The sequence below is a fragment of the Stenotrophomonas sp. Steno-C17 genome, assembly GCF_056393165.1.
Genome location: NZ_JBWJPD010000016.1, coordinates 1 through 13,252, shown reverse-complemented (window position 1 = coordinate 13,252; position 13,252 = coordinate 1). Strand labels below are relative to the sequence as shown.

The window sequence follows — 13,252 nt, the reverse complement described above, 5'->3', positions numbered from 1 at the left end:
GATCAACCGGGGAACGGCACGGCCTGCAGCAGCGCCGCCACCACATCGTCGGCGCGCTTCTGCTCGGCCTCGGCGGCGAAGGACAACAGCAGGCGATGGCGCATGACCGGCGCGGCCAGTGCCTGCACATCCTCGCGGGTGGCGGCGAAGCGGCCCTGCAGCAGCGCCCGGGCCTTGGCCGCCAGCACCAGCGACTGCCCAGCACGTGGGCCGGCGCCCCACTTCACCCATTGGTTGATCGCTGCCGGTGCGCCGTCGCCGGGCCGGCTGGCGCGCACCAGGCGGGTGATCCAGGCCAGCACATCGGGGCTGACATGCACCTGGCGCACCGCGGCCTGCAGCGCGATCACCGCGTCGGCATCCATCACCTTCGGCACCGCTTCGGTGGCACCACCGGTGGTCTGTTCCAGGATCTGCCGTTCCTCGTCCTCGCTGGGGTAATCGACCAGCACGTGCAGCAGGAAGCGGTCCAGCTGCGCCTCCGGCAGCGGGTAGGTGCCGGCCTGCTCGATCGGGTTCTGCGTGGCCAGCACGAAGAAGGGTGCAGGCAGCGCATAGGTGGTGCCCGCGTAGCTGACCGTGCGCTCCTGCATGGCTTCCAGCAGCGCGGCCTGGGTCTTGGGCGGGGTGCGGTTGAGTTCGTCGGCCAGCAGAAGATTGGTGAAGATCGGGCCCTGCTGGAAGCGGAAGTGGCGATGGCCGGTGCCGTGGTCTTCTTCCAGCAGTTCAGTGCCGAGGATGTCGCTGGGCATCAGGTCGGGGGTGAACTGCACGCGCCGGAACTGAAGCTCCAATGCCTGCCCCAGCGAGCGCACCAGCAGGGTCTTGCCCAGGCCCGGCGCACCTTCCAGCAGGCAGTGGCCGCCGGCCAGCAGGCCGATCAGAAGCTGCTCGACCACGGTGTTCTGGCCAACGACCGCGCGTGCAAGCGCCGCGCGCAGATCGTGCAGGCGCGGCAGCAGGGAATCGAGGTCGGGGGAGCTCATGGGCGTACAGGTCCTGTCAGTTGTTCAATGCGTACATCACGATGTTGACGCCGAAGCGGGTGTTGTCTTCGGCCAGGAAACGCTTGTTGCGCCAGTCGTAGTCCCATTCGCAGCCGTAATCCTTGTTGCTGTAGAGCACGCCCAGGCGGCCGTCGACCTCGATGCCCTTCAGGTAGTCGTGCACCAGGTCGTCGCCCCAGCCGTTCAATTCGAAACTGGTGGCGGGTGGGCCCTCGGGAAAGCGGAAGAAGCTGCGGTAAAGGGCGTGGCTGTTGGGCAGCTTCTGCAGTGCCTTCGGCCCGAACAGGCGTGCCATCTGCGCCTCGAACGAGGTGGCGAACAGGCCGTCGATGTCATGGTTGCAGTCATCGACGAAGACGAAGCCGCCGTTGCGCACGTAGCGCACGAAGTTCTGCCGCTCGGCGGCGTTGAACTCGACCAGCGTGTGCCCGGCCAGGTAGCAGAAGGGGGCTTCCAGCATGCGCGGATCGGCCAGGGCCACCACGTGTTCCTGGGGATCCACGCGCAGCGAGGTGTAGTCGATCAGCGAAGTGATGAGGTTGGACGGCATGCGCGCATCCACGTCCCAATCGCCCGAGTCGTATTGCAGGCGGGTGAACCAGAAGTCGTAGCGCGAACTGCGCGGGCCCGCCTGCGCCCAGGCCGGCAGCGCCGCCGCCGAAGCGGCAGCGGCCAACCAGCGCAGGCAGGCCCGGCGATCCATCAGACGGCGTCGGACAGCGAGGTGAAGGTGAAATCGCGCAGCTTCATCGGCGGGATCATCATCACGAAGCTGGATTCATCACCGGCCACGCGCACCGGCTTGCCCAGCTCTTCGATGTTGTTGAGCATGATCACCGGCGATTCGTTGAAGCGGAAATTCTTCACCGGGTGCTTGATCTGGCCGTTCTCGATGTAGAAGGTGCCATCGCGGGTCAGGCCGGTCAGCAGCACGGTCTGCGGATCGACCATGCGGATGTACCAGGTGCGGGTGACCAGGATGCCCTTCTGGGTGCCGCGCACCAGCTCGGCGGTACTCTTCTCGCCGCCGCTCATCAGCAGGTTGCCCGGCGTGGCCTTGGCGGTCTTGCCCTGCTTCTGCGCCCAGAAGCGCGAGTAGTCCAGGTTGGCCACCTTGCCGTTCTCGATGATGGCCATGCGCTCGCGCGGCATGCCTTCGCCATCCCACGGCAGCACCGGCGCTTCCGGATGCCACGGATCGGCGTACATGTTCACGCGCGGGTCGTAGACCTGCTCGCCCAGCTTGTTGCCACCGCCCTTCTTCGACAGGAAGCTGCGGCCTTCGTCGGCCGAGCGGGCGCTGAAGAAGTTCATCATGAAGCTGATCAGGCCGGCCGCCGCTGCCGGTTCCAGGATGACCGTGTACTTGCCCGGTTCCAGCGCCTTGGCCTCGGCCGATTCGGTGGCCTTGCGCATGGCGATGCGGATGTCCTGCTCGGCCTTGAAGTCGGCGGCATCCTTCAGGTTGCGGCCGACCCAGCCCGAACCGCGGCCGTCCTCGGTGCGCACGGTGCAGGTGTAGTCGAAGCTGGTGGTGCGCTGGTAGCCGAAGTTGCCATTGCTGTTGGCCGTGGCATAGAAGCCCTGGCCATCTTCCAGGAAGCCAGCGGCGATCAGACCGTTGCCACGGCACGGGGCGATCGAATCGGCCGCGACCTTGGCCCGGAAGGCCGGGTCGATGGCCGCGGTGGATTCGCTGAAGGTCGGGCTCGGGCGGTAGCTCTGCTTGCCGATGGCCGGCATGAATTCCGGGTTTTCCGGGGCCAGGCGGGCCAGGTCTTCGGCACGGCGCACCACGCGTTCCAGCGCGGCATCGTCGAACTCGTTGATCGAAGCGGTGCCCACGCGCTTGCCGAAGGCCACGGTGACGGCCAGTTCGGTGTTGTCGACAATGCCGCTGGTGGACACGTTGTTCAGCGCGAAACGGATGTTGCCGTTGAGCGAACCAACCAGTACGGCGCTGCACTCATCGGCCTCGGACAGGGCGATGACCTTGTCGAGGATGGCCTTGGCCTGGGCTTCGGTGAAGATACTCATGGTGTAAGGGCTCCTGACCGGTCAGCCGAGGCTGCGTGCGGTGTTGATGACGTTGATGCCGTTGAAACGCGCGGTGGACGACCCGTGCGAGACCGCCGAAACCTGGCCTGGCTGGCCCTTGCCGTCGAAGAACGAACCGCCCAGGCGGTAGTCGCGCTCGTCGGCCACGGCGGTGCAGGCATTCCAGAACTCGGGCGTGCGGATCTGGTACGCCACGTCTTCCAGCATGCGGGTGATCTGCCCGTTCTTGATCTCGTAGAACAACTGGCCACCGAATTGCGCGTTGTAGCGCTGCTGGTCGATCGAGAACGAACCGTCACCGATGATGTAGATGCCGTTCTCCACGTCCTTGATCATGTCCGACACGCTCAGCGGGGTCTTGCCCGGTGCCATCGACACGTTGGCCATGCGCTGGAACTGCACGCTGGACCAGGAATCGGCGTAGCAGCAGCCATCCGATTCGCTCTTGCCCAGGATATGGGCCTGGTCACGGATGGTCTGGTAGTCCACCAGCTTGCCGTTGCTGATCAGGTCCCAGCGCTTGCACTTCACGCCTTCATCGTCATAGGCCACTGCGCCCAGGCTGCCCGGCTGGGTCTTGTCGGCGAAGATGTTGACCAGCTCGCTGCCGTACTGGAACTGCTGCTCGCGCTTGTCCAGGGTGGCGAAGCTGGTGCCGGCATAGTTGGCTTCGTAGCCGAGCACGCGGTCCAGTTCCAGCGGGTGGCCGATCGATTCGTGGATGGTCAGCCAGGTATGCGACGGGTCGAGCACCAGATCGTACTTGCCCGGCTTCACCGACGGTGCCTTCAGCTTCTCCTGCGCCTGCTTGGCGGCGGCGATGGCGTCTTCCTTCATGTCGTAGGACGAACCGTAGTTCACCACGCCATTGGGGGTCAGCACCTTGCCGCTGGCCGCACCGTCCAGGTACTCGTAGCCCAGGCCCATCGGCGCGGACAGCCCTTCGCGGGTACGGAACTTGCCGCTGGCCTTGTCGATGGCGGTGATGGTCATCGGCGCCCAGATGCGGTGTACGTCCTGGTCGATGTAGGAACCATCGGTGGAGGCGAAGTACTTCTGCTCGTTCACCAGGAACAGCATCGAGTTGACGAAGCTGGCGCCGGCGCCCAGGGCTGCGGCATTGACGTCCAGCAGCAGGTCGACCTTCTCCTTGATCGGCACTTCCATGGCGTTCTTGCGGATGGGCGTCTTCCATCTCACCTCGCCCACGCCCGGTGCCTTCGCCAGCTGTACCGGCGCGGTCTGCACGCCGGCGTTGGCCTTGGCAATGGCGGCGGCCTGCTGCGCGGCGCGGGCCACATCGGCCGTGCCCAGCGCATTGGTGGCCGCAAAGCCCCAGGCGCCGTTGACGATCACGCGGATGCCCACACCGGTGGACTCGGTGTTCACCACGTTCTGCACCTTGTCTTCGCGGGTGATCACGAACTGCCGCAGGTAGCGGCCGATGCGCACGTCGCAGTAGGTGGCGCCGGCACTGCGCGCGGCCTGCAGGGCGGCGTCGGCCAGGCGCTTCTTCAACGCCGGGTCCAGGCTGGACTGCAGCTGTTCGGCGGCGATGGCCTTGCCGAAGAAGGAGGGCACGATCAGGCCACCCGCGGTAAGCCCGGTCAGGGCCAGGAAGTCACGTCTTTGCAAGGCTGCTCTCCACGTCGAAGGATGGGAAGACTCAGGCGCCGAGACTGCGCGCGGTGTTGATGATGTTGATGCCGTTGAAGCGGGTGGTGGACGATCCGTGCGAGACCGCCGAGACCTGGCCAGGCTGCCCCTTGCCATCGAAGAACGACCCGCCCAGGCGGAAATCGCGTTCATCGCAGATGGCCGTGCAGGCATTCCAGAACTCCGGCGTGCGGATCTGGTAGGCCGCGTCCTCGACCATGCCGGTGATCTTTCCGTTCTTGATCTGGTAGTAGAGCTGGCCACCGAACTGCGCGTTGTAGCGTTGCTGGTCGATGGAATAGGAGCCCCGGCCGTGGATCCAGATGCCGTTCTCCACGTCCTTGATCATGTCCTCCACGCTGAGCGGCGTCTTGCCGGGCGCCAGCGAGACATTGGCCATGCGCTGGAACTGCACGCTGGACCAGGAATCGGCATAGCTGCAGCCATGGGAGGCATCGCGGCCCAGGATATGGGCCTCATCGCGCGTGGCCTGGTAATCGACCAGCACGCCATCGCGCACCAGGTCCCAGCGCTGGGTCTTTACCCCTTCGTCGTCGTAGCCCACCGCGCCGAGGCTGCCCGGCTGGGTCTTGTCGGCAAAGAAGGTGACGATGTCGCTGCCCCATTGGAAGCCGGCATCGCGCTTGTCCAGCGTGGCGAAGCTGGTGCCGGCGTAGTTGGCTTCGTAGCCCAGCACGCGGTCCAGCTCCAGCGGGTGGCCGACGTTCTCGTGGATGGTCAGGAACAGGTTGGACGGGTCCAGCACCAGGTCGTACTTGCCGGGCTTCACCGAGGGCGCCTTCAGCTTCTCGCGCGCGTGGCGGGCGGCGGCAATGGCGTCCTCGACCGGGTCGTAGGAGTCGCGGTAGGCGGTGATGCCGCCGGGCAGCTGCACCTTGCCGCGCGCATCGCCGTCCAGGAATTCGTAGCCCATGCCCATCGGCGAGGACAGCCCGGCGCGGGTGCGGAACTTGCCGCTGGCCTTGTCGATGGCGGTGGCGGTGAAGGGCAGCCAGATGCGGTGGATGTCCTGGTCGATGAACGAGCCGTCGCTGGAGGCGAAGTACTTCTGCTCGTTGACCAGGAACAGGGTGGAATTGATGTAGTCGGCGCCGGCATTCAGCGCGGCGGCATTGAGTGCCAGCAGCAGCTCGACCTTGTCCTGGATTGGCACTTCCATGGCGTTCCGGCGCACTGGCGTCTGCCAGCGCACCTCGCCGACGGCCGGGGTCGGGGCCAGTTGCACGGGGCGGGTCTGGATGGACGCGTTGGCGCGGGCGATGGCGGCCGCCTGTTCGACGGCAGCGCGGACGGCGGCTTCGGTCTGCTGGTGGGTGGCGGCGAAGCCCCAGGCACCATTGACGATGACCCGCACGCCCACGCCGGACGACTCACGGTTGGTCACGTTGCCGACCTGGTGTTCGCGGGTGATGACCGACTGGTTGAGGTAGCGGCCAATGCGCACATCGCAGTAGCTGGCCTTGGCGCTGCGCGCGGTGGACAGGGCCACCTCGGCCAGGCGCCGGCGCTGGGCGGTGTCGACCGGGGCCAGCAGCTGCTCGGCCGCGATCAGCCGCGAATGCGGCAGCACCAGGCCCGCCAGGCCCAGACCGGAAAAAGCCAGGAACTCACGTCGTTGCACAGCGTCTCTCTCTCACTCCCGTGCGGCTGGCAACGGGCCAGACCGATCACGTCCACTCCCCGACTTTCGCCAGCGCGGGGCATTGCGGCAAGTGACTGCAGTCATGGGTGGGGAGGGTTTCGGCAGGGCTTGCAGCCCTGCACCTGCTCAATGCAACGGCAACGGCCAAAGCCAGAGCGGGCATTCCGTGGGATGGCGGGGCGGTGTCGGATTGCGGGGACGCCGCAAGTACGTCCGTGTAGGCTTGGCCGCGGCATCCATGCCGCGGACACCCCGCAATCCGACACCGCCCCACCTCTGACAGATTCCTGCGGCTGTGGGAACTGCGATGGTTGTCCGCGCGGCTGTTGGTAGGTGTCGACCTTGGTCGACACATCTGTCAGATATCGAAATAAATCTGGGGTCAGATCGCGGTCAACTGTCGAAGGCGGGGTGGGTCCGGTTGAGGGGGTGTGAGCGGCATGGATGCCGCGACCAAGCCCCCATGGATGGGTTTACGGCGTCCCCCTCAACCGGACCCACCCCGCCAACCCACAGGAAACGAGCTTTTGCTGTTGCTTTGGCCGTTGCCGTTGCCTCTGCAGGTGCAGGGCTGCAAGCCCTGCCCAACAATCCCCCCTCGTGCACAATGGGCCGACTCCGCCCGGACCCCGCCCTGATGTCGAGCAAGCCGTATTCGGAAGCCTGCGAACGCAACCGCGAACCCATCGCCGCTGCGCTCGACCCGTGGATGGGCGACCGCCATCGCGTGCTGGAAATCGGCAGCGGTACTGGCCAGCATGCGGCGTTCTTCGCCGAACGCTGGCCGTGGCTGCGCTGGCAGCCCAGCGATCACCCGGACCACCTGCCGGGCATCGAGGCATGGCGTGCCGAGGCGGCCCTGCTGAACCTGTTGCCGCCGCTGGCGCTGCAGGTGGAACTGCCGCCTGCGCCGGGTCTCGCGGTGCCCGCAGGCAGCGCCTTCGATGCGGCATTCAGCGCCAACACGCTGCACATCATGGGCTGGGAGCATGTGCAGGCGCTGTTCGCCGCTCTGCCTCCGCTGCTGCGCCACGGCGCGCTGCTGGCCGTGTATGGCCCCTTCAACTATGGCGGCCGCTACACCAGCGACAGCAATGCGCAGTTCGATGCCTGGCTGAAGGCGCGTGACCCGCGCAGCGGCATCCGCGATAGCGAGGCCGTGCAGGCGCTGGCCACGGACAACGGCTTCACCCGCCTGCGCGATGTGGCGATGCCGGCCAACAACCGGCTGCTGCTGTGGCGGCTGGGCTGAACCGTCGGTAGTGCCGGCCGCTGGCCGGCACGCCCCTGTTCCGTGGCCTTACGCCACCTGCACAATATGCAGCGCCTTCGGGTTGCGCCACTGTGCCAGCAGCGCCGCTTCCCGCGCCTTGGCCTGGGCGAAATGCGCTTCCTTGACGTGGCCGAAGCCGCGGATGTGCTCGGGCACGCTGGCAATCTCCACCGCCAGCGACAGGCGGTCGTCCTCCAGCCCGTCCAGCAGCATCTGCACCGTCGTCTCGTAATCGGCAATCAGCTGGCGTTCCATGCGGCGCTCTTCGGTGCGGCCGAACACATCGAAGCGCCCGCCACGCAGGAATTTCAACTTCGCCAGCAGGCCGAACGCCTTGAACATCCACGGGCCGTACTCCTTCTTCAGCAGGCGGCCCTGTTCGTCCTTCTTCGCAAACAGCGGCGGCGCCAGGTGGAAGCGCAGCTGGTAGTCACCCTCGAACTGCTGCTGCAGGCGGCGCTGGAAGTCGCCGCTGGTGTACAGGCGGGCCACTTCGTACTCGTCCTTGTACGCCATCAGCTTGAACAGATAGCGGGCCACGGTCTCGGTCAGCGCGGTGGAACCGCCGATGCGCTCGCCTTCGGCAGCCCGCACGCGGGCCACCAGATCGCGGTAGCGCGTGGCATAGGCGGCATCCTGATAGTCGACCAGGAAGGCGGCACGGCGCTCGATCATTTCATCCAGCGAACGCGACAGGCGTGCATCGTCCAGCGGCAGGAACGCGACGTCGCCACCGTGCGAGGGCAGGCCACGCAGTTCGCGTTCGTCGCCGGTGTTGCGCGGCGCGGCGGTGGCGCCCCACTCGTTGCCTTCCCACTCGCCCGGCGGCAGTGGGTGCAGCGGGCCCGGGGTGGCTTCGGTATCGGTGTGGCGGTTGCGCACCAGGCCGGCGGCCTGCTGCACGGCCTGCGAGTCGACCGCGGCCAGGCGGCCCCAGGCGAAGGCCTGCTGGTTCATGGCCACGGCGGCGCCGTTCAGTTCGATGGCACGCATCAGCGAGTCGAACGACAGCGGCACCAGGCCCTGCTGCCAGGCATAGCCAAGAATGAACAGGTTGGCGGCGATCGCATCGCCCAGCAACGCGGTGGCCAACTGGGTGGCGTCGAGCAGCAGCGGCTCCCGGCCGCCCAGCGCCACGCGTACGCCGGCAATGATGTCGGCCGCCGGGAACTGCATGTCCGGGCGGGTGGTGAAGGTACCGGGCATCGCTTCGTAGGTGTTCAGCACTACCTGCGAACGACCGGCGCGCACCTTCGACAGTGCCCAGTAGTCATTCACCACCACCATGTCGCAGCCCAGCACCAGGTCGGCCTCGCCAGCGGCAATGCGCACGGCATGGATGTCATCGGGGCGGCGTGCGATGCGGATATGGGTGGTCACCGCGCCGCCCTTCTGCGCCAGGCCGGTCTGGTCCAGCACCGAAGCGCCCTTGCCTTCCAGGTGGCCGGCCATGCCCAGCAGCGCGCCGATCGTCACCACGCCGGTGCCGCCCACGCCGGTGATCAGGATGTTCCAGGGCTGTTCCAGCGTGCCGCGCACGGTCGGCGCCGGCAGGTTGTCCAGCAGCGTGGAAGCATCGCGCTTGCTGCCCTTGCGCGGCTGGCCACCGTGCACGGTGACGAAGCTGGGGCAGAAGCCGTTCACGCACGAATAGTCCTTGTTGCAGTTGGACTGGTCGATCTCGCGCTTGCGCCCGAACTCGGTGTCCTTCGGCAGCACCGACACGCAGAAACTCTTCTTGCCGCAGTCACCGCAGCCTTCGCAGACCAGCGAGTTGATCAGCACACGCTTCTGCGGGTCTTCCAGCTTGCCGCGCTTGCGGCGGCGGCGCTTTTCAGTGGCGCAGGTCTGTTCGTAGATCAGGATCGAAACACCCTTCACTTCACGCAGGCGCCTCTGCACGGCATCCAGCTCGCTGCGGTCGTGGAACTCCACGTCGCTGGGGAAATGCTCGCGCTGGCCGGTCCACTTGCCGATGTTGTCCGACAGCACCACGATGGTGTGGATGCCTTCGGCGCGCATCTGCCTTGCGATGTCGGGCACGCTCAGCGGGCCGTCCACCGGCTGGCCGCCGGTCATCGCCACTGCATCGTTGTAGAGGATCTTGTAGGTGATGTTCACCCCGGCGGCCACCGCCTGGCGGATCGCCAGCGAGCCGCTGTGGAAGTAGGTGCCGTCGCCCAGGTTCTGGAACACGTGCGGTGTGTCGGTGAACGGCGCCTGCCCGGCCCAGGTCACGCCTTCGCCGCCCATGTGGGTGAAGGTGTCGGTGCTGCGGTCCATCCAGGTCACCATGTAGTGGCAACCGATGCCGGCCAGCGCACGCGAGCCTTCCGGCACGGTGGTGGAGGTGTTGTGCGGGCAGCCCGAGCAGTAGTGCGGCACGCGCGGGAAGCTGGCGCGCGGCAGCGCAAGTTCGGCTTCCTTTTCCTGCATCCACTGCAGGCGCTGCTCGATCGATTCGTTGTTGAAGAACTTCTGGATGCGGCGGCCGATCACGCCGGCGATGGTGGCCGGGGTCAGTTCGCCGGTGGACGGCAGGATCCATTCACCGCTTTCGTCGTACTTGCCGACGATGGACGGACGCTGGCCCCAGCTGGCCGGCCAGTTGAAGAACTGCTCCTTCATCTGCCGCTCGATGAAGGCACGCTTCTCCTCCACCACGATGATGTCTTCCAGGCCCTGCGCGAAGCGCGCGATGCCCTGCGGCTCCAGCGGCCAGGTCATGCCGACCTTGTACACGCGGATGCCGATGTCGGCGCACGCCGCTTCGTCCAGGCCCAGGTATTCCAGCGCCTGCAGTACGTCCAGATAGCTCTTGCCGGTGGTGACGATGCCCAGCCGCGCGCGCGGCGCGTCCATCACCACCTTGTCGATGCCGTTGGCGCGGGCGAAGGCTTGGGCGGCCTTCACCGCATAACGGTGCAGGCGCATTTCCTGGTCCAGCGGCGGGTCCGGCCAGCGGATGTTGAGGCCGCCGCTGGGCATGTCGAAGTCTTCGGGCAGCACGATGCGCCGCGCCAGCGGATCGACCTGCACCGAGGCCGACGATTCAACCGTCTCGGCAATGGTCTTGAAGCCGACCCAGCGGCCGGTATAGCGGCTCATGGCCCAGCCCAGCAGGCCCATGTCCAGGATGTCCTGCACGCCGGCCGGGTTCAGCACCGGCATCATCGCGCTGACGAATTCGTCTTCGCTGCCGTGCGGCAGGGTCGAGCTGCGGCAGGCGTGGTCATCGGCGGCCAGCGCCAGCACGCCGCCATGGCGCGAGGTGCCCGCCGCATTGGCGTGCTTGAACACGTCGCCGCAACGGTCCACGCCCGGGCCCTTGCCGTACCACATGCCGAACACACCCTGCACGTTGGCGCCGGGGAACAGGTTGGTCTGCTGCGTGCCCCAGACCATGGTGGCGCCCAGATCCTCGTTCAGGCCCGGGGTGAACTTCACCTTGGCCGCTTCCAGATGCTTGCGCGCGCGCCACAGCTCCAGATCGAAGCCGCCCAGCGGGCTGCCGCGGTAGCCGCTGACGAAGCCGGCACTGTCGATGCCCTCGGCGGCATCGCGCAGGCGCTGCATCAGCGGCAGCCGTACCAGCGCCTGCACACCACTCAGGTAGATCCGCCCCTCGTTGCGGGTGTACTTGTGGTCGAGCGTGTAGTCACGGTCGATCAGGTCGGCGGAAGAGGGCGAAGTGAGTTGCGCGGTACTGGTCATGGCTGGCCCGGTGAGGATCGGCTGGCACCGGCCCTGCGCGGGGCAGGGCGGGAAAGGCGCGGATTGTAACAGTGGGGGCGTCGTGGCCCGGCACTCGCATCGGCGGCCGTGCTGGGGTTAGGATCGGGGTGTGGGGGGTTGTTGTTTCAACCAGGGGGAAGTTTGATGTCCGTTTCAGCAAGATTCCTGGCCAGCGCGATGCTGGCCTTGGGTGCGGCCAACGCGTGGGCCGCGCCGGCACTGCCCGTGCCGCAGGAGTTCTATTTCGACAGTGACGCCGCCGCCGCGCCGATGGTGGTGGTGCAGGGGGGCGGTGAAGATCTGGTGCCGCAGCTGATGAAGCAGCGCGAGCGCGGTCGCAAGGCGCTGGAGGCCAGCGTGCAGCTCGCTTCGGTGGCCATCGGCCTGGGCCGCACCGAGCTGGGCGACCAGCTCTACCGCGAGGCGTTGGCCGAAACCACTACCCAGAGCGTTGCCGGTCGCGGGGTGCGCTGGAACTACGGTTGGGACCTGATGCGCCAGGGGCAGCCGCTGGGCGCGCTGGAACAGTGGATGGCGGCCACCAGCAACCTGCGCACCAATCCGAGCTGGGTGCCGCCCACCTTCGCCTTGGCGCTGTGGCGTGCCGGCCAGCAGCAGGAGGCGGTGAAGTGGTATGCCGCCGCAGTACGCACCGAGCCGACGCAGTGGAGCGACAGCAGCCGCTTCAGCGAACTGCTGCCGGGCTGGCGTGACGACGAGCGCAGCAGCCTGGCCGAAGTGCAGCAGGCATGGGCCGCCGCGCCGCCGGCCTGGCCCTGATCGGCTGGCATGGCTGACCCGGCAGGCCCGCGCCCTGGCGCAGCACGCTGATGGCCTTTGATGCATTCGCGCTGATCCTGGCCATGCTGGGCCTGGGCATGCTGTTTGCACGCCTGCGCGCCTTGCCGGAAAGCGCACCGGAAACGCTGAACAAGGTGGTGCTGTACGTCTGCCTGCCGGCCGCCGTGCTGACCTATGTGCCGCGCCTGCATCTGGATGCCAGCCTGCTGGGGCTGATGGCCACGCCCTGGCTGTTGATGCTGGCCACCTGGGCATTGGTCAGTCTGGCCACGCGGGTGTTCGGCTTCGCCCGCGATGTGCACGCCGTGCTGCTGATCTGCGTGGCGCTGGCCAACTCCAGTTTCATCGGCTATCCGATGGTGCGTGCCCTGCTGGGCGATGCGGCGCTGCCGTATGCCGTGGTGTACGACCAGTTCGGTACCTTCCTGCTGCTGTCCACGTTCGGCCTGCTGGTGCTGGCCCGCTACAGCGGCGACCGCCCACCTACCGCGCGGCAGGTCCTGGCGCGGATCGCGCGCTTCCCGCCGTTGTGGGCCTTGTTGTTTGCGGTGTTGCTGATGCCGGCGCAGCCGCCGGCCTGGATCGGCACGGCACTGAAACAGTTGGCCGATGCCATGCTGCCGCTGGTGATGCTGGCGGTGGGCCTGTCGATCCAGCTGCGCCTGCGCCGCGAAGAGCTGAAGCCGCTGGCGGTGGGCCTGCTGCTGAAGCTGCTGGTGCTGCCGGCGCTGGCGCTGCCGCTGTCGTGGCTGCTGGGCATGCAGGGCCTGATGCTGCAGGCCAACGTACTGGAATCGGCGATGCCGACGATGATCACGGCCGCGGCGCTGGCGATCTCGCACCGCCTGGCACCGCGACTGGCGGCCGCGCTGGTGGGGTACGGCATCGTGCTGTCGCTGCTCACCCTGCCGGCCTGGATGTGGGTACTGGGGTGAGGGGGTGCGGCAGGGCTTGCAGCCCTGCACCCGCGGTAGAGTCGAGCCATGCTCGACTGAAGCAACGTCAACAGCCGGCATTCCGTGGGATGGCGGGGCGGTGTGGGTAGGCGGGACACGCCGT

Annotated in this window: 9 protein-coding genes; 3 read left to right on the top strand and 6 right to left on the bottom strand. The window is 67.1% G+C overall.

From position 1 onward, the window contains the following. Nucleotides 1-2: 2 nt before the first annotated feature. Genes AC06FA_RS14490 through AC06FA_RS14470 form a run of 5 tightly spaced genes read right to left on the bottom strand, consistent with a single transcriptional unit; the run spans nt 3 to nt 6,363 of the window. Nucleotides 3-986: an AAA family ATPase gene (locus tag AC06FA_RS14490; RefSeq protein ID WP_478068919.1), complete on the bottom strand. Its 984-nt coding sequence runs from the start codon at nt 984-986 to the stop codon at nt 3-5. Nucleotides 987-1,002: 16 nt separating this feature from the next. Further along, nucleotides 1,003-1,710 carry a DUF4159 domain-containing protein gene (locus tag AC06FA_RS14485; RefSeq protein ID WP_108760858.1) on the bottom strand — a complete coding sequence of 236 codons (708 nt, stop codon included), beginning with the start codon at nt 1,708-1,710 and terminating at the stop codon, nt 1,003-1,005. Next, a complete protein-coding gene (locus AC06FA_RS14480; protein ID WP_478068918.1) occupies nt 1,710-3,044 on the bottom strand; it encodes a TldD/PmbA family protein in 1,335 nt (444 codons plus the stop codon). Before AC06FA_RS14480 ends, AC06FA_RS14485 begins: the two co-directional genes overlap by 1 nt. Nucleotides 3,045-3,065: 21 nt before the next feature. Then, nucleotides 3,066-4,700, bottom strand: coding sequence for a TldD/PmbA family protein (locus AC06FA_RS14475; protein WP_478068917.1), 1,635 nt, complete (start codon nt 4,698-4,700; stop codon nt 3,066-3,068). 31 nt (nt 4,701-4,731) lie between these two features. Then, nucleotides 4,732-6,363 (bottom strand): TldD/PmbA family protein, encoded by a 1,632-nt coding sequence (locus AC06FA_RS14470; protein ID WP_478068916.1) that lies wholly within the window; start codon nt 6,361-6,363, stop codon nt 4,732-4,734. Nucleotides 6,364-7,021: 658 nt separating this feature from the next. Here AC06FA_RS14470 and AC06FA_RS14465 point away from each other — a divergent pair. Further along, nucleotides 7,022-7,636, top strand: coding sequence for a DUF938 domain-containing protein (locus AC06FA_RS14465; RefSeq protein ID WP_478068915.1), 615 nt, complete (start codon nt 7,022-7,024; stop codon nt 7,634-7,636). Between the two features lie 48 nt (nt 7,637-7,684). Here the strand turns inward: AC06FA_RS14465 and AC06FA_RS14460 are convergent, their stop codons facing one another. Then, on the bottom strand, nt 7,685-11,371 hold the full coding sequence (locus AC06FA_RS14460; protein WP_478068914.1) for an indolepyruvate ferredoxin oxidoreductase family protein: 3,687 nt from the start codon (nt 11,369-11,371) through the stop codon (nt 7,685-7,687). Nucleotides 11,372-11,536: 165 nt separating this feature from the next. Between AC06FA_RS14460 and AC06FA_RS14455 the strand changes: the two genes are divergently transcribed. Next, nucleotides 11,537-12,172: a tetratricopeptide repeat protein gene (locus AC06FA_RS14455; protein WP_478068913.1), complete on the top strand. Its 636-nt coding sequence runs from the start codon at nt 11,537-11,539 to the stop codon at nt 12,170-12,172. Nucleotides 12,173-12,222: 50 nt separating this feature from the next. Continuing rightward, nucleotides 12,223-13,128: an AEC family transporter gene (locus tag AC06FA_RS14450; protein WP_478068912.1), complete on the top strand. Its 906-nt coding sequence runs from the start codon at nt 12,223-12,225 to the stop codon at nt 13,126-13,128. Nucleotides 13,129-13,252: the final 124 nt, after the last annotated feature.

What these genes read in the sequence shown, in the direction of transcription:
- AC06FA_RS14490 (WP_478068919.1), bottom strand. Translation starts at nt 986, where the DNA reads ATGAGCTCCCCCGACCTCGATTCCCTGCTGCCGCGCCTGCACGATCTG.
- AC06FA_RS14485 (WP_108760858.1), bottom strand. Translation starts at nt 1,710, where the DNA reads ATGGATCGCCGGGCCTGCCTGCGCTGGTTGGCCGCTGCCGCTTCGGCG.
- AC06FA_RS14480 (WP_478068918.1), bottom strand. Translation starts at nt 3,044, where the DNA reads ATGAGTATCTTCACCGAAGCCCAGGCCAAGGCCATCCTCGACAAGGTC.
- AC06FA_RS14465 (WP_478068915.1), top strand. Translation starts at nt 7,022, where the DNA reads ATGTCGAGCAAGCCGTATTCGGAAGCCTGCGAACGCAACCGCGAACCC.
- AC06FA_RS14460 (WP_478068914.1), bottom strand. Translation starts at nt 11,371, where the DNA reads ATGACCAGTACCGCGCAACTCACTTCGCCCTCTTCCGCCGACCTGATC.
- AC06FA_RS14455 (WP_478068913.1), top strand. Translation starts at nt 11,537, where the DNA reads ATGTCCGTTTCAGCAAGATTCCTGGCCAGCGCGATGCTGGCCTTGGGT.
- AC06FA_RS14450 (WP_478068912.1), top strand. Translation starts at nt 12,223, where the DNA reads ATGGCCTTTGATGCATTCGCGCTGATCCTGGCCATGCTGGGCCTGGGC.